15 protein-coding genes are annotated in these 18,697 nt (G+C 61.8%); 7 read left to right on the top strand and 8 right to left on the bottom strand.

Annotation, left to right across the window (positions count from 1 at the left end; all coding sequences use genetic code 11):
• Positions 1 to 85: 85 nt before the first annotated feature.
• Positions 86 to 2,269 carry a DNA helicase II gene (gene uvrD, locus BFN10_RS18210; RefSeq protein WP_071490846.1) on the bottom strand — a complete coding sequence of 728 codons (2,184 nt, stop codon included), beginning with the start codon at positions 2,267 to 2,269 and terminating at the stop codon, positions 86 to 88.
• 247 nt (positions 2,270 to 2,516) lie between these two features.
• Here uvrD and BFN10_RS18205 point away from each other — a divergent pair, with 247 nt between their 5' ends.
• The 3 genes from BFN10_RS18205 (at position 2,517) to BFN10_RS29765 (ending at position 6,764) form a co-directional block, all read left to right on the top strand.
• A complete protein-coding gene (locus BFN10_RS18205) occupies positions 2,517 to 5,390 on the top strand; it encodes an EAL domain-containing protein (protein WP_071490845.1) in 2,874 nt (957 codons plus the stop codon).
• Positions 5,391 to 5,551: 161 nt separating this feature from the next.
• A complete protein-coding gene (hexR, locus tag BFN10_RS18200) occupies positions 5,552 to 6,418 on the top strand; it encodes a transcriptional regulator HexR (RefSeq protein ID WP_003177007.1) in 867 nt (288 codons plus the stop codon).
• A gap of 148 nt (positions 6,419 to 6,566) precedes the next feature.
• Positions 6,567 to 6,764 carry a PA3496 family putative envelope integrity protein gene (locus BFN10_RS29765; protein ID WP_083351517.1) on the top strand — a complete coding sequence of 66 codons (198 nt, stop codon included), beginning with the start codon at positions 6,567 to 6,569 and terminating at the stop codon, positions 6,762 to 6,764.
• On the opposite strand, the gene BFN10_RS18195 is transcribed toward BFN10_RS29765, so the two are convergent.
• Complete coding sequence (locus BFN10_RS18195; protein WP_071490844.1) at positions 6,694 to 7,668, bottom strand: LysR family transcriptional regulator; 975 nt, start codon at positions 7,666 to 7,668, stop codon at positions 6,694 to 6,696. The genes BFN10_RS29765 and BFN10_RS18195 overlap by 71 nt on opposite strands.
• A gap of 195 nt (positions 7,669 to 7,863) precedes the next feature.
• On the opposite strand from BFN10_RS18195, the gene BFN10_RS18190 reads away from it, so the two are divergent.
• Both BFN10_RS18190 and oadA read left to right on the top strand, forming a co-directional pair.
• Entirely contained in the window at positions 7,864 to 9,279 is a 1,416-nt protein-coding gene (locus tag BFN10_RS18190; protein WP_003195732.1) for an acetyl-CoA carboxylase biotin carboxylase subunit, read from the top strand.
• Between the two features lie 11 nt (positions 9,280 to 9,290).
• The gene (gene oadA / locus BFN10_RS18185) at positions 9,291 to 11,099 is read left to right on the top strand and encodes a sodium-extruding oxaloacetate decarboxylase subunit alpha (protein WP_058424313.1); all 1,809 of its coding nucleotides are present in this window, start codon (positions 9,291 to 9,293) and stop codon (positions 11,097 to 11,099) included.
• A gap of 74 nt (positions 11,100 to 11,173) precedes the next feature.
• Here the strand turns inward: oadA and BFN10_RS18180 are convergent, their stop codons facing one another.
• The 3 genes from BFN10_RS18180 to BFN10_RS18170 all read right to left on the bottom strand — a co-directional run bounded on the left by BFN10_RS18180 (position 11,174) and on the right by BFN10_RS18170 (position 14,223).
• Complete coding sequence (locus tag BFN10_RS18180; RefSeq protein WP_071490843.1) at positions 11,174 to 12,466, bottom strand: autotransporter outer membrane beta-barrel domain-containing protein; 1,293 nt, start codon at positions 12,464 to 12,466, stop codon at positions 11,174 to 11,176.
• A 117-nt stretch (positions 12,467 to 12,583) separates the two neighbouring features.
• Positions 12,584 to 13,354, bottom strand: a complete 771-nt coding sequence (locus BFN10_RS18175; RefSeq protein WP_083351516.1) for an amino acid ABC transporter permease — start codon at positions 13,352 to 13,354, stop codon at positions 12,584 to 12,586.
• Positions 13,355 to 13,401: 47 nt separating this feature from the next.
• Positions 13,402 to 14,223, bottom strand: a complete 822-nt coding sequence (locus BFN10_RS18170) for an ABC transporter substrate-binding protein (RefSeq protein ID WP_071490841.1) — start codon at positions 14,221 to 14,223, stop codon at positions 13,402 to 13,404.
• A gap of 113 nt (positions 14,224 to 14,336) precedes the next feature.
• On the opposite strand from BFN10_RS18170, the gene BFN10_RS18165 reads away from it, so the two are divergent.
• Positions 14,337 to 15,236, top strand: a complete 900-nt coding sequence (locus BFN10_RS18165) for a homocysteine S-methyltransferase family protein (protein ID WP_071490840.1) — start codon at positions 14,337 to 14,339, stop codon at positions 15,234 to 15,236.
• A 3-nt stretch (positions 15,237 to 15,239) separates the two neighbouring features.
• Here the strand turns inward: BFN10_RS18165 and BFN10_RS18160 are convergent, their stop codons facing one another.
• Genes BFN10_RS18160 through BFN10_RS18150 form a run of 3 tightly spaced genes read right to left on the bottom strand, consistent with a single transcriptional unit; the run spans position 15,240 to position 17,015 of the window.
• Positions 15,240 to 15,920, bottom strand: coding sequence for a GNAT family N-acetyltransferase (locus BFN10_RS18160; protein WP_071490839.1), 681 nt, complete (start codon positions 15,918 to 15,920; stop codon positions 15,240 to 15,242).
• Between the two features lie 10 nt (positions 15,921 to 15,930).
• Positions 15,931 to 16,377 (bottom strand): GNAT family N-acetyltransferase, encoded by a 447-nt coding sequence (locus tag BFN10_RS18155; RefSeq protein ID WP_071490838.1) that lies wholly within the window; start codon positions 16,375 to 16,377, stop codon positions 15,931 to 15,933.
• Positions 16,374 to 17,015 carry an FMN-binding negative transcriptional regulator gene (locus BFN10_RS18150; RefSeq protein WP_071490837.1) on the bottom strand — a complete coding sequence of 214 codons (642 nt, stop codon included), beginning with the start codon at positions 17,013 to 17,015 and terminating at the stop codon, positions 16,374 to 16,376. Before BFN10_RS18150 ends, BFN10_RS18155 begins: the two co-directional genes overlap by 4 nt.
• Before the next feature lie 87 nt (positions 17,016 to 17,102).
• On the opposite strand from BFN10_RS18150, the gene pdxR reads away from it, so the two are divergent.
• A complete protein-coding gene (gene pdxR / locus BFN10_RS18145; protein ID WP_071490836.1) occupies positions 17,103 to 18,647 on the top strand; it encodes a MocR-like pyridoxine biosynthesis transcription factor PdxR in 1,545 nt (514 codons plus the stop codon).
• The last annotated feature ends 50 nt before the right edge of the window (positions 18,648 to 18,697 follow it).

Raw genomic sequence — 18,697 nt, 5'->3', positions numbered from 1 at the left:
AACGGTCTGTAGGACTTATTACAGATATTGGCCCGCACTTGTTAAAAACAAGGGTGGGCCAAGAACCTTCATGTAGGCAAATGTTTCAAACGGCTTCGAGCTTCGCGTAACCCATCATCAGCCACTTGCTGCCTTCGGCGAAATTCACCTGCACCCGCGCCTGGGCACCGGCACCCTCGAAGTTGAGGATCACCCCTTCGCCGAACACCGAATGCCTGACCTGCTGGCCCAGGCTGAACTGGGTCTGCGGAATCTCCGAGCCCGCAAACATGCTGCTGGAGTTCTGCTGCTGGCCCCCGCCGAACGGGCGGCTCACGCTGTTGGACAGGCGCACTTCCTGGATCAGACCCTTCGGTACTTCACGTACGAAGCGCGACACCTTGTTGTAGGTCTCGCTGCCGTACAGGCGTCGGGTCTCGGCGTAGGTCATCACCAGGTTCTGCATCGCCCGGGTGATGCCCACGTAGGCCAGGCGGCGTTCCTCCTCAAGGCGACCAGGCTCTTCCAGGCTCATCTTGTGCGGGAACAGGCCTTCCTCCATGCCCACCAGGAACACGTAAGGGAACTCCAGGCCCTTGGCGCTGTGCAAGGTCATCAGCTGGATGCTGTCTTCATGCTCGTCGGCCTGGGTATCGCCGGCTTCCAGCGAAGCATGGCCGAGGAACGCGGCCAGCGGTGTCAGCTCTTCGTCTTCCTCGGTATTTTCGAACGCACGGGCGGCGCTGACCAGTTCCTCAAGGTTTTCTACCCGGGCCTGGCCTTTCTCGCCTTTTTCCGCCTCATGGTAGGCGATCAGCCCGGATTGCTCGATCACGGTCTGGGTCATCAAATGCAGGGGCATTTCCGCGCACTTGGCCGCCAGGTTCTCGATCAGCTCGACAAACACACCCAGCGCACCCGCCGCACGACCAGTCAGGCCCTTGTTGGCGATGAGCAGGCGCATGGCTTCCCACATCGACACATCGGCGTGGCGGGCGTGGTCGCGAATGGCTTCGACGGTTTTTTCACCGATGCCACGGGCCGGGATATTGATCACCCGTTCCAGCGCTGCATCGTTGCCACGGCCTTCCAGCAAGCGCAGGTAGGCCATGGCGTTCTTGATTTCCGCCCGTTCGAAGAAGCGTTGGCCGCCATAGATGCGGTACGGGATGCGTTCGCGCAGCAAGGCTTCTTCCAACACCCGCGATTGGGCGTTGGAACGGTACAGAATGGCGATATCGCTGCGCGCCAGGCCGGTTTTCAGCGCACTTTCGATGGTTTCCACCACGTAGCGCGCTTCATCGTGTTCGTTGAAAGCGGCGTACAGGTTGATCGCTTCGCCTTCGCCGCCGTCGGTCCACAGTTCTTTGCCCAGGCGCCCGGTGTTGTTGGCGATCAAGGCGTTGGCCGCCTTGAGGATCCCGGCGGTGGAGCGATAGTTCTGCTCCAGGCGGATGGTGACCGCGTCCGGGAAGTCTTCGGAATACTGGTAGATGTTCTCGATTTTCGCGCCACGCCAGCCGTAGATCGACTGATCGTCGTCGCCCACCACCATCAGGCTGTCGCCACCTTTGGCCAGCAGGCGCAGCCAGGCGTACTGCACGGCGTTGGTATCCTGAAACTCGTCCACCAGGATATGGCGGAAGCGTTTCTGGTAATGCGCCAGCAGGCCTGGGTTATCGCGCCACAGGTCGAGGGCGCGCAGCAGCAGCTCGGAAAAGTCGATAACCCCGGCGCGCACGCAGGCGGCCTCATAGGCTTCATAGATGCTGCGCATGGTGGCCAGGAACAGATCGCCGCTGGCCTGGATATGTTGCGGGCGCAGGCCTTCGTCTTTCTGGCCATTGATGAACCATTGCGCCTGGCGCGCCGGCCAGCGTTGTTCGTCGAGGCCCAGCTCGCGGATCACCCGCTTGACCAGGCGTTGCTGGTCATCGCTGTCCAGAATCTGGAAGGTCTGGGCCAGGCCCGCTTCCTGCCAGTGCGCCCGCAGCAAGCGGTGCGCCAGGCCGTGGAAGGTGCCCACCCACATGCCGGCCGGGCTGATGCCCATCAGCTGTTCGATGCGGTGGCGCATCTCGGCAGCGGCCTTGTTGGTGAAGGTCACCGACAGGATGGAATGCGGGGACGCGTTCTCGACCTGGATCAACCAGGCGATACGGTGCACCAGCACTCGGGTTTTACCGGAGCCAGCACCGGCCAGGACCAACTGACGGCCAACGGGGGCCGCTACAGCCTGGCGTTGGGCATCGTTGAGGGAGTTCAGCAAAAGGGAGAGATCATCGCGCATCGGCGCATTCTATGGCCCCCGGGGAAGTGGGGCAAATGCCAATGCCGGCTGGTCGACGGAAAACCTTCGGGGTGATGACCGGTCGGTCGATGGTCGCAGCCCGCGCAGCGTCTCGCTCAAGCCGTCTGGCCCGGAAGTTTGCGCTGCATGACCGCGCAGTTTTTATGACATGGAGCAGTTTGGCCCAAGCGCTTGCTTGTGTATGCTCCGTCGACGTTTCGGGCTCACCATTATAAGAACACTGCCTATGACCCTTAGCACCGACCTGCTTGGCCCCTCGGCGGCCCCCGCGCAGGTTATCCGTAAACACTACGCCACGGAGATGGCGGTCGAGCGCACACGCCTGCTGTATCAAGGCTCACTGCTGCCGACCCTGTTGATGTTGGTCAATGGCCTGGTCTGCGCCTGGCTACTGTGGAACCCCCAGCAATACCTGTTGGACAGCATCTGGTTGGTCTGGCTGCTGGCCCTGGTGGCAATGCGCGTGATCCAGGTGGCCGCGTTCGACTCGGCGATGCCCAGCCGCCAGGCCCAGCCGGTGTGGCAGCGCATGTTCCTGCTCGGCTCGGCGGTCAGTGGCCTGACTCTGGCAACGGCCGCCATCGCCCTGGTGCCGGGTGACAGCTTCATGCAGCAGGCCTGGGTATTCGGCCTGATCGGCGCGGCGACCTTGTCGGCCAGCGTGGCGTACGCCGTGAGCCTGCCGGCGTTCCTGTCCTTTGCCTTGCCGTGCCTGGTGCCGTCCATCTTCTACCTGTTCTGGAGCGGCGACCCGCAGCAGCGTGGTTGGGGTGTACTTGGCCTGATCCTGCTGGCGTCCTTGAGCCTGGTGGCGTGGCAGGTCAATCGCCTGATCCAGCGCGGGCTGTTGCGCCGCTTCCAGAACCAGGCGCTGATCGAACACCTGCAACAGGCGCAGCAGCGCAGCGAGCAACTCAATCAGGACCTGGTGCGTGAAGTCGAGCAGCGCCGTCAGGTCGAACAGGAGTTGCGCGAAGCCCAGATCGGCCTGCAAGACCGCGTCGCACAGCGCAGCCAGGAACTGGACGCCGCCAGCCTGGCCTTGAATAAAAGCGAAGCACGCCTGGCCATGGCGCTGCAAGCCAGTGAACTGGGCCTGTGGGACTGGAACCTGCAAACCGATGAGGTCCATCACACCCAGCTCAAGGAGCTGTTCGGCCTGGAGCCGGAGTACGTCACGGCAATGCTCAGCCACCTCAAGCCGCGCCTGCACCCCGACGACCTGCCGCTGCTCAAGCGTGCCCTGGTGGAACACCTCAAGGGCCGCAGCGAGGACTATCAGGTGGAATACCGCGTGCGCCATGGCGACGGGCACTGGGTGTGGATCGAAGACCGTGGCCGCGCCGTGGAGCGTGCGCCCAGCGGCCGGGTCACGCGCATGCTCGGTACGCGCCGCGATATCAGCGCCGGCAAGGCCCTGGAGGAACAGCAGCGGTTGGCCTCGACCGTATTTGAAGCCGCCAGCGAAGGCATTGTGATCCTTGATCCGGACTACAAGCTGATCGCCGTCAACCAGGCTTTCAGCCGCGTTACGGGGTTCGAAACCGATGACATGATTGGCCGCAATGTAGTGGAGTTGCCCAGCAGTCGTGACGCCCGCCGCCATTTCCCGGTGATCCGCCAGGCGTTGCTCAGCCACGGCACGTGGCAGGGCGAATTGGTGGAGACCCGCAAGAACGGTGAGCTTTACCCGCAGTGGCTGCAGTTGAACGTAGTGCGGGATGTTCGAGGAAAAGTCAACCATATCGTAGGCTTCTTCGCCGATCTCTCGGCGCGGCGTGAGTCCGAAGAGCGTATGCGCTACCTCACCCACTACGACGAACTGACCGGCCTGGCCAATCGCTCGCTGTTTCGCGAACGCTTGCGCGAGGCGCACCAGCGTGTCCGCCAGGGTGGGCGTAGCCTGGCGCTGCTGCACATCAACCTCGATCGCTTCAAGCTGTTGAATGACAGCCTGGGCCATGAAGTGGCCGACCAGTTGCTGCAAAAAATGGCGCGACGCCTGATCAATGCCTTGCCCGAGGCCGACACCATTGCACGCCTGTCCGGGGATGAGTTTGCCGTGTTGTTCGACGCCTACGGCAACTTGTCGAGCCTGGCGCGGGTCGCCACGCGGCTGCTGGCCAAGCTGCGGGTGCCGGTGACGGTGGAGGGGCATGAACTGGTGGTGAGTGCTTCCATGGGGGTCAGCCTGTTGCCGGACAACGCGCGTGAAATTTCCGCATTGGTCAGCCAATCGAACATGGCCATGCAACACGCCAAACACCTGGGCGGCAACAACTTCCAGTTCTACACCGACAGCCTGCAAGCCAGCACCCTGGAGCGCTTGCAGCTGGAAAACCACCTGCGCAAGGCCATCGAAGAGCGTCAGCTCACGGTGTTCTATCAGCCGAAACTGTGTCTGGCCACTGGCAAGCTCAATGCTGCCGAAGCGCTGATCCGTTGGGACCACCCGCAGTGGGGCATGGTGCCGCCGGGGGAGTTTATCGGCCTGGCTGAAGAGACCGGCCTTATCGTACCGCTGGGCGAATTCATACTCCGCGAAGCCTGCTGGCAAGCCTGTGAATGGCAGCGCCAGGGGCTGGCGCCGATCCGGGTATCGGTCAACCTCTCGGTGCACCAGTTGCGCCAGGGCAAGCTGGTCAGCCTGGTGCGCCAGGTGCTCGAAGAAACCGGCCTGGACCCGCAATACCTCGAGCTGGAGCTGACCGAAAGCCAACTGCTCGACAGCGTCGAACACATCATCGCCACCTTCCAGCAACTGCGTGACCTGGGCGTGAAGCTGGCCATCGATGACTTCGGCACCGGGTATTCGTCCCTCAGCTACCTCAAGCGCATTCCCGTGGACTACGTGAAGATCGACCAGACCTTCATTCGCGGCCTTGGCCAGGGACGCGAAGACGCGGCCATCACTCGGGCAATCATCGCCATGGCTCACGGGCTGGCGCTGAAGGTGGTGGCCGAGGGTGTGGAAGATCAGCAGCAGCTGGATTTCCTGCGGGGTGAGCATTGTGACGAAGTGCAGGGCTATTTGATCAGTCGGCCGATGCAGGCCGATGGGTTGGCAGATTTGTTACGGAAAAATGCAGAATTTCCTTAACGACGCCGGGGGCGCCCCTGTGGCTACAACGCGGTCGCCCTTAGATTCAAAGGGGGGCAGGGCGATTTAGTGATGCGTCGGACGGGCAAAAGGGCAATTCTTGTAGTATAACTACAAGCTTGCTACATCCCTGGCCCTGCCCATAACAAGAGTCCTGCCCTTTGAACCTGTTGCAACATATCGCCCAGTCGCGCCACCTGTTACGCAAATCGGAACTCAAGGTTGCCGATCACGTGCTGCTTGACCCTGCGGCTGTGATGCACAGTTCGATGGCCGACCTGGCCCATAGCGTGGGTATCAGCGAACCGACCATCGTGCGATTCTGCCGCGCCATCGGTTGTTCCGGGTTCCAGGACTTGAAACTCAAGCTGGCCCAGAGCCTGGCCGCCGGTGCCAGCTTCGGGCAGTTCGCGATCCATGAAGACGATTCCGTCGCCGACTACAGCCTGAAAATCTTCGACACCACCTTGCACACGCTCATGGAAGTGCGCGAGAAGCTCGACCCGGTGGAGTTGCAAAAGGCCGTGACGGCCATGTCCCAGGCCCAGCGTGTGGAGTTCTATGGCTTCGGTGCTTCAGGCGCGGTGGCCGCCGATGCCCAGCACAAGTTCTTCCGCTTGCTGCTGACCGCTGCGGCCTACAGTGACCCGCACATGCAGGCCATGTCGGCGGTGACCCTGAAACCTACTGACGTCGCCATCTGCATTTCCCAGTCGGGCCGCTCCAAGGACCTGCTGATCACTGCCAACCTGGTGCGTGAAAGCGGTGCATCGTTGATCACCCTGTGCCCGAGCCAGACGCCGTTGGCGGAACTGTCCACGGTCAACCTGGCGATCGATGTGCATGAAGACACCGAGATCTATACCCCGCTGACCTCGCGTATCGCCCACCTGGTGGTGATCGATGTATTGGCGATGGGCGTGGCCATGGCGCGTGGGCCGAGCCTGGTCAACCACCTCAAGAGCGTGAAGCGCAGCTTGCGCAGCCTGCGGTTGTCGCCCAAGTCCGTCAAAGCCCTCGATGACTAAAGCGGTACACAGAGCAAAATGTGGGAGGGGGCTTGCCCCCTCCCACATTTGGATCTCCTGCAAACCCAGAATCTTCATCAGGCTGTCATCGCTGCGTCATCGCCCAGGGCCATCCTGAACTCCCCGTACTCGCATTGGGAGACTCCAAATGGCCCGGACTTACGAAGACAGCAACAGCTCCGTCAAAACCCGTCGTCAGCAGGAAGACCAGCGCCGCATGGCGTTCCGTCGCGCAATCGAAGACCGCTGTGAGGAGCGCCAGTTGCTCCAGAGCATCAGCGACTACCCTGAACTCCACTGGCAGGCACCCGCGGCAGCCCAGCGAAACGCTCAGCCAGTACGCTGATCTGCACCCTCTCGCTGCGGATAAAGCCCAGGAACGCATGGGCCACCGGTGACAGGCGCTTGGCCTTGGCCTGCACCAGGCACCAACTGCGGTACAGTGGCAGCTCTTCCACCGGCAGCTCCCGGAGCCCGCCGGTGGCCAGCTCCATGTTGACCGCATGACGCGTCAACAGGGCCACGCCCAATCCCGCACAAACACATTCACGCTGCGCCTCGGCCGAGGCTACTTCCACGGTCTGGGTGAAGTGCACGCGTTTTTCCTTGAAGTACTCCTCGCAGGCCAGTCGCGTGCCGGAGCCCGCTTCGCGCAGCAGCAGGGTGTAGGGTTCCAGGTCCTGCAGGCGCAGCGGGCCTTGCAGGCTCAAGGGATGGTCGGGCGGCGCCACGGCGACAATCGGGTTGTTGAGGAACGGCAGGAATTCCAGGCCCATGTCCTGGGGCACCATGGACATGATCACCAGGTCGTCGCGGTTGTCCGAAAGCCGGCGAATCACCTGGGCGCGATTCACCACCGTCAACTGCAACTGCACTTCCGGATGCTGGCGCTTGAAGGCGGCGAACAGGTGCGGCACGAAGTACTTGGCGCTGGACTCAATCGCCAGTTTCAACTGGCCCTGCAACGAGCCCTGCATGTCCGAGAGCTGCATATCGAGGTTTTCCAGACGCCCGAAGATGTCGCGGCTGGCGCGCTGCAAGGCTTCGGCGGCCTCGGTCATGTAGAGCTTTTTGCCCACGTAATCGAACAGCGGCTGGCCGATCAGCTCTTCCAACTGGCGAATTTGCAGGCTGACGGCCGGTTGCGTGAGGGACATTTCCTCGGCCGCACGACTGTAGGAACGCAAATCGCACACCTCATGGAAGATCTGCAATTGACGCAATGTCAGTCTCATCAGTGACTTACGCATTTTTTAGTGCTCTCGCCGCAAGCTGTCCGGGTGACTATAAGTCTTTACTTATGCCCAACCCAATAATTATTGATTTTTGTTAATCCCTTGGCGGGCTTAGTGTGTGTCTCGCGACTGTCATGAAACATTTGGTCACGCGCCGACCCGGCTCCAGCGGGTCGAAGAACGCAGCAATCGGCTCAAGGGAATTTCCAAGTGATAAAAAAGATCCTGATCGCCAACCGTGGTGAAATTGCCGTACGAATCGTGCGTGCCTGCGCCGAGATGGGCATTCGCTCGGTCGCGGTCTACTCCGATGCCGACCGCCACGCGTTGCACGTCAAGCGTGCCGACGAAGCCCACAGCATTGGTGCCGAGCCCCTGGCCGGCTACCTGAACCCGCGCAAGCTGGTGAACCTGGCGGTGGAAACCGGCTGCGATGCGTTGCACCCCGGCTATGGCTTCCTGTCTGAAAACGCCGAACTGGCGGACATCTGCGCTGAACGCGGCATCAAGTTCATTGGTCCATCGGCTGAAGTCATTCGCCGCATGGGCGACAAGACCGAAGCGCGCCGCAGCATGATCAAGGCCGGTGTGCCGGTCACGCCGGGTACCGAAGGCAACGTCGCGGATATCCACGAGGCACTCACCGAAGGCGACCGCATTGGTTACCCGGTGATGCTCAAGGCCACCTCCGGTGGTGGTGGTCGTGGTATCCGTCGCTGCAACAGCCGCGAAGAACTTGAACAAGCCTTCCCCCGTGTGATCTCCGAAGCCACCAAGGCCTTCGGTTCGGCGGAAGTGTTCCTGGAAAAGTGCATCGTCAATCCCAAGCACATCGAGGCGCAGATCCTCGGTGACAGTTTCGGCAACGTGGTGCACCTGTTCGAGCGTGATTGCTCGATCCAGCGCCGTAACCAGAAGCTCATCGAAATCGCCCCAAGCCCGCAACTGACCCCTGAACAGCGCGCCTACATCGGCGACCTGTCGGTGCGCGCCGCCAAGGCCGTGGGCTACGAGAACGCCGGCACCGTGGAGTTCCTGCTCGCCGAGGGCGAGGTGTACTTCATGGAGATGAACACCCGGGTGCAGGTGGAACACACCATCACCGAAGAAATCACCGGGATCGACATCGTTCGTGAACAGATCCGCATCGCCTCCGGCCTGCCGCTGTCGGTGAAACAGGAAGACATCCAGCACCGTGGTTTCGCGTTGCAGTTCCGTATCAACGCTGAAGACCCGAAAAATAACTTCCTGCCCAGCTTCGGCAAGATCACCCGTTACTACGCGCCCGGCGGTCCCGGCGTGCGTACCGACACGGCGATCTACACCGGCTACACCATCCCGCCGTTCTACGACTCCATGTGCCTGAAACTGGTGGTGTGGGCGTTGACCTGGGAAGAAGCCATGGACCGCGGCCTGCGTGCCCTGGATGACATGCGCCTGCAAGGCGTGAAGACCACCGCCGCTTACTACCAGGAAATCCTGCGCAACCCGGAATTCCGCAGCGGCCAGTTCAACACCAGTTTCGTGGAAAGCCACCCTGAGCTGACCAACTACTCGATCAAGCGCAAACCCGAAGAGCTGGCCCTGGCCATCGCCGCCGCCATCGCCGCCCACGCAGGCCTGTGAGGAATACAACAATGTCCAAGAAAATCTTTGTCACCGACACCATCCTGCGCGACGCCCACCAATCGTTGCTGGCGACCCGCATGCGCACCGACGACATGCTGCCGATCTGCGACAAGCTCGACAAAGTCGGCTACTGGTCCCTGGAAGTCTGGGGCGGCGCTACCTTCGACGCCTGCGTGCGCTTCCTCAAGGAAGACCCGTGGGAGCGCCTGCGCAAACTGCGCGCCGCATTGCCCAACACCCGCCTGCAAATGCTGCTGCGCGGCCAGAACCTGCTGGGCTACCGCCACTACAGCGACGACGTGGTCAAAGCCTTCGTCGCCAAGGCCGCCGTAAATGGCATCGACGTATTCCGCATTTTCGACGCCATGAACGACGTGCGTAACCTGCGCGTGGCCATCGAAGCGGTGAAGGCCGCCGGCAAGCATGCCCAGGGCACCATCGCCTACACCACCAGCCCGGTGCACACCGTCGAAGCCTTCGTGGCCCAGGCCAAGCAACTGGAATCCATGGGGTGCGACTCCATCGCGATCAAGGACATGGCTGGTCTGTTGACCCCATATGCCACGGGTGAGCTGGTCAAGGCGTTGAAGGCCGAGCAGAGCCTGCCGATCTTTATCCACTCGCATGACACTGCTGGTTTGGCCGCGATGTGCCAACTCAAGGCGATTGAAAACGGTGCGGACCATATCGACACCGCCATCTCCAGCTTCGCCTGGGGCACCAGCCACCCGGGCACCGAGTCGATGGTCGCCGCTCTTAAAGGCAGCGAGTTCGACACCGGCCTGAGCCTGGAACTGCTGCAAGAGATCGGCCTGTACTTCTACGCCGTGCGCAAGAAATACCACCAGTTCGAAAGCGAATTCACCGCTGTCGACACCCGTGTGCAAGTCAACCAGGTGCCGGGCGGGATGATTTCCAACCTGGCCAACCAGTTGAAAGAGCAGGGCGCCCTCAACCGCATGAGCGAAGTGCTGGCCGAGATCCCGCGCGTGCGTGAAGACCTCGGCTTCCCGCCGCTGGTCACCCCGACCTCGCAGATCGTCGGCACCCAGGCGTTCTTCAACGTGCTGGCTGGCGAGCGCTACAAGACCATCACCAACGAAGTGAAGCTCTACCTGCAAGGCGGCTACGGCAAGGCGCCTGGCACCGTGAACGAGAAACTGCGGCGCCAGGCCATCGGCAGCGAAGAGGTGATTGACGTACGCCCGGCCGACCTGCTCAAGCCGGAAATGACCAAGCTGCGCGGTGAGATCGGCGCGTTGGCCAAGTCCGAAGAAGACGTGCTGACCTACGCGATGTTCCCGGACATCGGGCGCAAGTTCCTCGAAGAACGCGACGCAGGCACCCTGGCGCCGGAAGTGCTGCTGCCGATCCCGGAAGCGGGCGGCGTGGCGCGTGCCGGTGGCGAAGGCGTCCCGACTGAGTTCGTCATCGACGTGCACGGTGAAAGCTATCGCGTGGACATTACTGGTGTCGGCGTCAAGGCCGAGGGCAAGCGCCACTTTTACCTGTCCATCGATGGCATGCCGGAAGAAGTGGTGTTCGAGCCGCTCAACGAGTTCGTCAGCGGTGGCAGCAGCAACCGCAAGCATGCTACCGCGCCGGGCCATGTCAGCACGGCGATGCCGGGCAATATCGTCGACGTGCTGGTCAAGGAAGGCGATGTGGTCAAGGCCGGCCAGGCCGTGCTGATTACCGAAGCCATGAAGATGGAAACCGAAGTACAGGCCGCGATTGCCGGCAAGGTGACCGCCGTTCATGTGGCCAAGGGCGACCGGGTCAACCCTGGCGAAATCCTGATTGAAATCGAAGGCTGAAAACAGCCTTCGACACTACCGCTTAATCCTCGGGGGGGCAGGTGCCCCCTTTTTTTTGCCTGAAATTTGGTGGGTCAGAAGCTCATCTTCCATTGTCCCATCAGGCCTTGGTTACGGCTGTTGGTACCGGCCTGGGCGCTGTAGGTCAAGCCGACGGTGTGTTGTGTCGACAGGGCCAGGTCCAGTCCGGCTTGCAGATCCAGGCTATTGCGATCCAGCGAAGTGCCCTTGACCGTGAAGCCGTCAACCCGCCCTGGCAATGCGCGGTAGGACTGGCGCACCTGGCTGTCGACCTCGCCGTAGAGGTGTTTCCAGCCGATGCTGAGATGAGGTGTGAGGCTGACCTGGTTATCGAATCGATACACCGTTGCCAGGCGAAGGCCCACGGTGCTGCTCAGGTTCTGCTGGGTTTGTGCGCCAACGTTCAGCGCGCTCAGGCCACCGGTTTCCTTGAAGCCGTCACGGTGGTAGCGCTGGAAGCCGAGGCCGGCGAAGGGCTCCACGCTGAGATCCGCGCTGCCCAGTTGATAGCCCAGTTCGGAAAACAGGGTCTGGCTCTGGGCGTTGTATTGGCCCCTGAGTTGCTCCTTGTAATCCAGCAGGTTGACGTTACGTTTGTTCTGCCCCGCATGGTCGCTGTAGATCGCGCCCAGGCGCAGGGCCAACGGGCCGTCCTGGCGCACGGCATAACCGCCCAGGTGCCAACTGTCCAACTCGGAGGCGAAGCGTGGGGTGTCGAAATGACTGGTGGATTTTGCGCCCATGATACCCACGCGCCAGGCGTGATCCAGTGCCCAGTCGGCACCCAACAGCAGGCCTTCGGTGCTGTATTTCAAGCCGGCGCTGCCGCCTTGTGTGTCGAGGCGGCCGTCGTGGCCCAGGCCTTGAACCCAGAAGTGTCCCTCGTCGTCGGCGGGCAGTGTGCGTAGGTTCGAGAGCAATTGGCTGCCGATGTGTAGTGTGGTGTTTTGCGTTGCACCCGCGAGGTTGGCGTTCTGGCTGCCAGCCAATTGCTCAAGGCTGGCACCGATTCCGCCAGGCTGTTTCTCCAGCGCGTCACCGAATTTATCCAGGGCTTTGATTTGTTCGGAAGTCAGCTCTCCGGACTTCAGCAAACGAATCAATGCGGGCTCCAGCACTTTTGCCACTTGCAAGCCATTGTGCGAGGTGGCCTTGCGGGTGAGATAACCGTCCAGGGGCAGCGCTTTGGGTTCGGGTGTGTAGAACCAGTCGGCATCCAGCGCATCGTAGGGCTGATACCAGTACGGCGTGTATTCGATATCGCCTTGCGCCTGTGCGGATTGAAGGCTGGTGGCGCTGAGCGCAAGGGCAATGACAAGGGCAACTCTGTGCGGTGTAAAAGGCATGAAATCCCAACCTCTGATGAATGAGGCCGGGAATTTAGCGAGATGGTGGGGTGATAACTGTCAGGCCATCGACTCCTGGTTTGCGGGAGTTGTCTTTACTGGCGGGAGATTAAGAACTTACCCCTTGCGCGCATACCCCTTGCCGTAGTGCCGCTCCATTTGCGCCTGGATCAACTCAAGCCCCAGGGACATCACCCAGTAGATGATCGCCGCCGTGGTGAGCATTTCGATATAGCGGTAGCTGGAGCGTCCGTAGGACTGCGCCAGAAACATCACTTCCCATACCCCCATCACTGAAATCAGCGACGAGTCCTTTAGCATGGAGATGAACTGGTTGGTGGCTGGCGGGATGATGGTGCGCATGGCCTGGGGCAGGGTGACGTGCCAGAAGATCGCGCTGTCGCGCATGCCCAGGGCCAGGGCAGCTTCCCGCTGGCCCTGGGGTACGCCGAGGATACCCGCACGGAAGATCTCACTCAGGTAGGCCCCATAGTTCAGCGAGAGCGCGATGATCCCGGCAACGATTGCACCAGGCACCACACCCAATTGCGGCAGGCCCAGGTAGATCAGCAGGATCTGGATCAGCAAGGGTGTGCCGCGAAAGAACGAAGCGTAGAAACTGGCGACGCCGAAAGCCACGGCGCTGTTCGACAGCCGCCCCAGCGCTGTGACAAAGCCCAGCAGCGACGAGGCCACCATCGAGCACAGGCACAGGAATACGGTGAGTGCCGCCCCTTGCAGGAAGCCGTTGGGGGCCAGGTGTACGCCGATCAGGTTGGGCAGTTTGTCGAGAATGATCGAGAACTTCAGGTCAAAGCTCAGGAAAAAGCTGGCGAACAGGCAGAACAACGTCGCCCAGGTCAAGTAAAGCCGAGTCCGGAATCCCATGAGGCGCCGTGTGTTCACCGGAGGCTTGGGAGGTGTGGGGAATGCAGTCATTGGCTGATATCGGCGCCGATCCATTTTTGCGACAGCTTGCTCAGGGTACCGTCCTGTTTCAGTTGGGCGAAGACCTCACGCACCTTGCTGTCCCACTGTGGGTCGCCTTTTTCGATGGCCACCGAGTTGGGTTCGGCATACAGCGCATCGCCGGCGAGCTTGAAGCGCTTGTCCTGGTCCAGGCGCGGTTGGGCAGTGACCAGATTGGTGAGGATCGCATCCAGGCGCACGCCGGCGCCCAGGCCCAGGTCCTGGAACGCTACGTTGTCGGTGTCGTATGGAGCGATCTGCACGTTGTCGAAAGGGTACTGCAGGTGGGTATCTTCGGCGCCTTCGATCACCAGATTCTTGTTCAGATAGCTTTCATAGCTGGAGGCGCTGGTGAGGCCGACTTTCTTGCCGCTCAGGTCCCTGGCGCCGTGAATACGGTCATCCTTGGCGTTGACCACAATCACGGCAGGCGACGCGTAGTATTGCACCGGGAAATCGAACACCTCGGCGCGGGCTTTGCTCGGCGTCATGGAGCAGATGCAGATGTCGTAGCGCCCGCTCCAGCGGCCTGCGGCGATTACGTCCCAGGAAGGCGTTTCCAGGCGCAGCTTCACCCCCAGTTTTTGCGCAACCGCCTTGGCGACATCCACGTCGAAACCGTCGAGTTGGTTCTGCTCGTTAAGAAACGAGAACGGCGGGTAGCTTTCCATCAACACGCCGACCAGTTCCTTTTTTTGCTCGACCCGGTCCAGCGTCGTGCCTGCGAAGGCTTGAGTCGACGTGGCCAACATCGTCAGGGCCAGAGCCAGCAGCGGTTTTAGTTTCACAATCGACACCTGAATAAAAAAGAGGTTGTTAATAACCGAATGCTGCGTATTAAATAGTTATAAGAACGGCTCTCATAGTGAGTTATTTTCATAAGCTTATGAGTAAAAGGCATATGGGTAAGGCACGCACAGTAATCCTTGATGGCGGCATGGGCCGTGAACTGCAACGCCGGGGCGCGCCGTTCCGGCAGCCGGAGTGGTCAGCACTGGCACTGAGTGAAGCACCGCAGGCGGTGGAAGCGGTACACGCGGCGTATATCCAGAGCGGTGCGACCGTCATCACCAGCAACAGCTATGCCGTGGTGCCGTTTCACATCGGAGAAGCGCGCTTTGCCGCAGAGGGCCAGGCGTTGGCCGCACTCGCCGGGGAATTGGCACGCCGTGCCGTAGAGGCCTCGGGCAAAGCCGTATTGGTCGCCGGTTCGCTGCCGCCGTTGTTTGGTTCGTACCGCCCTGACCTGTTCGAACCGCAGCGCGTGTCTGAATTGCTGACCCCACTGGTGCAAGGCCTGTCGCCCCATGTCGACCTGTGGCTGGCGGAAACTCAGAGCTCGATTGCCGAGGCACGTGCTATCCACGCCGGCCTGCCCAAGGACGGTAAGCCGTTCTGGCTGTCGTTTACCCTCAAGGATGAAGACACTGACGAGATTCCCCGCCTGCGTTCCGGCGAACCGGTGGCTGAAGCGGCCGAAGCGGCTTCGCAACTGGGCGTGCAAGTGCTGCTGTTCAATTGCAGCCAGCCCGAAGTGATCGGCGCGGCTATCGACGCGTCCTGCCAGACGTTCGAACGCCTCGGGGTGACGATCCAGGTCGGCGCCTATGCCAACGCGTTCCCGCCGCAACCCAAGGAGGCCACCGCCAATGATGGCCTGGACCCGCTGCGCGAGGATCTCGACCCGCCAGGTTACCTGCGCTGGGCTGCCGACTGGCAAGCACGGGGTGCCAGCCACCTGGGGGGGTGCTGCGGGATCGGGCCGGAGCACATTGCAGTGCTGGCCCGGCAGTTGGGCTAAGCCTCAGCGCGCCTGGCGGCGACAGTCCGCCAGGCCTTTCACCTGCCCTGAACCGGTCTGGTTAGCCTCCGACAGCCACTCCTCGAAACCGGCCTGGATTGCCGACCATTCTGCGTCGATGATCGAGTACCACGCGGTATCGCGGTTCCTGCCCTTGACCACCATGTGCTGGCGGAACACTCCTTCAAAGCTGAAGCCCAACCGCTCGGCCGCGTACTTGGAGCGGGCGTTGGCGTTGTTGCACTTCCATTCCAGGCGGCGGTAGCCCTGTTCGAACGCGTATTTGGCCAGCAAGTACACCGCTTCGGTGCTTTTCGGCGAACGCTGCATCGGCGCGCCGAAGGTGACATGGCCGATTTCGATGCGGCCCTGTGCGGGGACGATGGACATCAGGCTGAGAAGGCCCTGTACCTGGCCGGTCTGGCGGTCGACCACGCAGAAGAAGTACGGGTCGCTGTGGGACGCGTGGTTGTTGAGCCAGTCATTGAAGGCGCTACGTTCCGGGAAGGGGCCGTATGGCAAGTAGTCCCACAGCTTGGGGTCGGCGCCGGGGCCCTGGAGGGCTTGGAACAACTCGTCGCCATGGCGTGCAGGGTCGAGTTTTTCCAGGCGGATGAAGCGTCCTTCAAGCAGTGTGACGGTAGGGGCCGGTGCGCCTTTCCAGTCGGCGAGGGAAGTAGTCATGCTGCGCTCCTTAAAGACCTTTGCGAAATTGGATGAACCCAGGGCGTTCGGCGATGCGTTCGTAGAGTTGGATCGCGGTGGCATTGGTTTCGTGGGTCAGCCAGTGCACCTTGGCGCAGCCATCGGCCTTGGCGGTGGCGTAGACGAACTCGATCAGCTTGCGACCGACGCCGGTGCCACGTTGGGCCGGGTCCACCAGCAAGTCCTGAAGGTAGCAGGAATTCTCGATGCTCCAATTGGAGCGATGGTAGATGAAGTTCACCATGCCCACCGCCTTGCCGTCCTGCCAGGCCAGGGCCGAGTGGGTCGGTTCGCTGGCGTCGATCAAGCGTTGCCAGGTGCTTTGGCTGACCGCGTCCGGTAGTTCGGTTTCATAGAACTTCAAGTACGCCTGCCACAGCGGCAGCCAGGCAGCGTGGTCGGCGGCGGTGACCTGGCGGATATCGATCGGGCTCATTCTGGGGCTCCTTGGGGGGGAATAAAGCGGGCGAGGGTCTGGTCGCGCACATCGGCGCTGGTTGCCAGGCCAGCACGAACGCCGGCCATGTCGGCCGCGCTGCGGTTCTGGCTGAGTTTGCGTTTACCGATCAGGCGTTCGATCGGCAGGGCGAAGCCGACGATGGCCTTGAGCATGCCGTCGATGTAATCGGCCGGAGCGTCGCTGACCTTCCAGGGCTGGGCGCGGCCGCCTTCATGGCGATCGGTCAGCGCAGTGACCACCGCGAGCAAGCGCTCGGCATCGTTGAATACCTCGGCTTTGCCATAAGCGTGCACGGCGATGTAGTTCCAGGTAGGCACGACTTTGCCGTGCTCGGCCTTGGCCGGGTAGAACGCCGGGCTGATGTAGGCCTCGGCACCGGCAAAGATCACCAGCGCTTCGCTGCCGTTCTGCAGGTCTTTCCACTGCGGATTGGCTTTGGCCAGGTGCCCGTAAAGCATGCCGTTGGGGCCTTCATCCGGGTTGAGCAGCAAGGGCAAGTGACTGGCTTGCAGGCCTTGCTCGCCAAAGGTCACCAGCTGCGCCAGGCGGGTGTGCTGGATCAGTTGCTGCAGTTCGGGCAAATCGTTGAGGGCAAAGGCGCGGGGTGTGTACATGGAAAAATTCCTTGGCGAATGCCTGCATCCTAGGCAGGCTAATGGCTCGTTGAAAGAGCCATCTGGCACCCATTTCATAGGTCCAATATGTCGCCTGTCTCGCCGCCCCTGTCGTTCAACCCCGCTGGTATTGAACTGGATCGCCGCCAAGGCCTGACGCGCCAGCTGTATGACGCCCTGCGCCAGCGGGTGCTGGACGGTCGGTTGGTCAGCGGGACGCGTCTTCCCGCCACCCGTGACCTGGCGACGGCGTTGTCGATTTCCCGCAACAGCGTGGTACGCGCCTACGATCAGTTGTATGCGGAGGGGTTTATTGAAAGCCGGGTTGGCGATGGCACCTATGTCGCCCAATTGCCCACCGCCAAAAAACTATCCACAAAAGTATCCACAGGGTTTTCAACAGCCTTATCCCCAGACTTACCCACAAAATGGGCAGATTTGCCCGAAGTCCTGGACAGTGAAGTTACCCACAGCGTGGGCTTGGCACGGATCAAAACCAATCACCTGTCTCTGCCGCCAGTGGGGCCGCCACGGGCATTTCGCGTGGGTGTGCCAGCCTTCGATCTGTTCCCGTTCGAGGTCTGGGCCAAGCTGAACGGGGCCTTCTGGCGCAAGCCGGACCTGGAGCTGCTCTGCTACGGCGACCCCGCGGGCGACGGCCGCCTGCGTGGCCTGATTGCCGCCTACTTGCGCAGCTCACGAGGCATGCAGTGCACGGCTGAACAAATAGTGATCACCAGCGGCGCGCAGCAGGCAATCAGCCTTTGTGCACAGTTGCTGGTGGAGCCTGGGGACGGCGTGGCGGTGGAAAACCCCGGCTATCGCGCGGCCGGGCATGCGTTCGCCCTGGCGGGCGGGAAATTGCATGGCGTGCCGGTGGATGGCGAGGGTATTGATTGCCAAGTGCTCAATACCCTGGAGGATTGTCGGGTGGCTTACGTCACGCCTTCCCACCAGTATCCGCTGGGTGTGGTCATGAGCCTGGCGCGCCGCCTGGAACTGCTGGCCTGGGCCGAGCGAACGGGCGGTTGGATCATCGAGGACGACTACGACGGCGAGTACCGCTACAGCGGTGCACCGTTGTCGCCCCTGGCCGCGCTGGATCGCAGTGGGCGCGTGCTCTATGTCGGCACCTTCGGCAAGGTGGCTTTTCCGGCGTTGCGCCTGGGCTACCTGGTGTTGCCGCCGGCCCTGGTGGAGGCGTTCGCCCGGCGCCGTGCTGTCGACATGCGCCACTCCGAAGTCAGCACCCAGGCGGTAATGGCCGAGTTCATGGCTGCGGGGCATTTCCAGCGGCATATCCGGCGCATGCGCCGTGCTGCGTTGAGTCGGCGCAATGCTTTGTTGGCCGGCTGGCCAAAGGGGCTGGCGGGTGTGGGTGAGTTACCCCCTGTCAGCGCAGGGCTGCACCTGACCGTACGGGTCGCCAGCCTGGCTCGGGAACAGCGACTGCTTGCGCAGGCACGGGCCGTGGAGGTCGAGGTCAACGGTTTGAGCAGTTACTGGCTGGCGCAATCGAGCACGCCAGTGAACCAGCGCGCCGGCCTCGTGCTGGGATTTGCTGCGGTACCCGAGCACGCCATCGCCCTGGCATTGCAGCGCCTGCGCGCAGCGTGGCAGGTCGTTGACTAAGCGCGCACGGTAGTGACAGGAGGAGTGACCCGGACGGTAGATAAATAGAG

The organism is Pseudomonas extremorientalis, assembly GCF_001870465.1.
Taxonomy (GTDB): Bacteria; Pseudomonadota; Gammaproteobacteria; order Pseudomonadales; family Pseudomonadaceae; genus Aquipseudomonas; species Aquipseudomonas extremorientalis.
This window is presented reverse-complemented; position numbering and strand designations above follow the sequence as displayed.

Coding starts and splice junctions, on each gene's coding strand:
- uvrD (WP_071490846.1), bottom strand. CDS start 2,269: ATGCGCGATGATCTCTCCCTTTTGCTGAACTCCCTCAACGATGCCCAA.
- BFN10_RS18180 (WP_071490843.1), bottom strand. CDS start 12,466: ATGCCTTTTACACCGCACAGAGTTGCCCTTGTCATTGCCCTTGCGCTC.
- BFN10_RS29765 (WP_083351517.1), top strand. CDS start 6,567: ATGGCCCGGACTTACGAAGACAGCAACAGCTCCGTCAAAACCCGTCGT.
- BFN10_RS18155 (WP_071490838.1), bottom strand. CDS start 16,377: ATGAGCCCGATCGATATCCGCCAGGTCACCGCCGCCGACCACGCTGCC.
- BFN10_RS18195 (WP_071490844.1), bottom strand. CDS start 7,668: ATGCGTAAGTCACTGATGAGACTGACATTGCGTCAATTGCAGATCTTC.
- BFN10_RS18175 (WP_083351516.1), bottom strand. CDS start 13,354: ATGGGATTCCGGACTCGGCTTTACTTGACCTGGGCGACGTTGTTCTGC.
- BFN10_RS18160 (WP_071490839.1), bottom strand. CDS start 15,920: ATGACTACTTCCCTCGCCGACTGGAAAGGCGCACCGGCCCCTACCGTC.
- BFN10_RS18150 (WP_071490837.1), bottom strand. CDS start 17,015: ATGTACACACCCCGCGCCTTTGCCCTCAACGATTTGCCCGAACTGCAG.
- BFN10_RS18205 (WP_071490845.1), top strand. CDS start 2,517: ATGACCCTTAGCACCGACCTGCTTGGCCCCTCGGCGGCCCCCGCGCAG.
- pdxR (WP_071490836.1), top strand. CDS start 17,103: ATGTCGCCTGTCTCGCCGCCCCTGTCGTTCAACCCCGCTGGTATTGAA.
- BFN10_RS18165 (WP_071490840.1), top strand. CDS start 14,337: ATGGGTAAGGCACGCACAGTAATCCTTGATGGCGGCATGGGCCGTGAA.
- oadA (WP_058424313.1), top strand. CDS start 9,291: ATGTCCAAGAAAATCTTTGTCACCGACACCATCCTGCGCGACGCCCAC.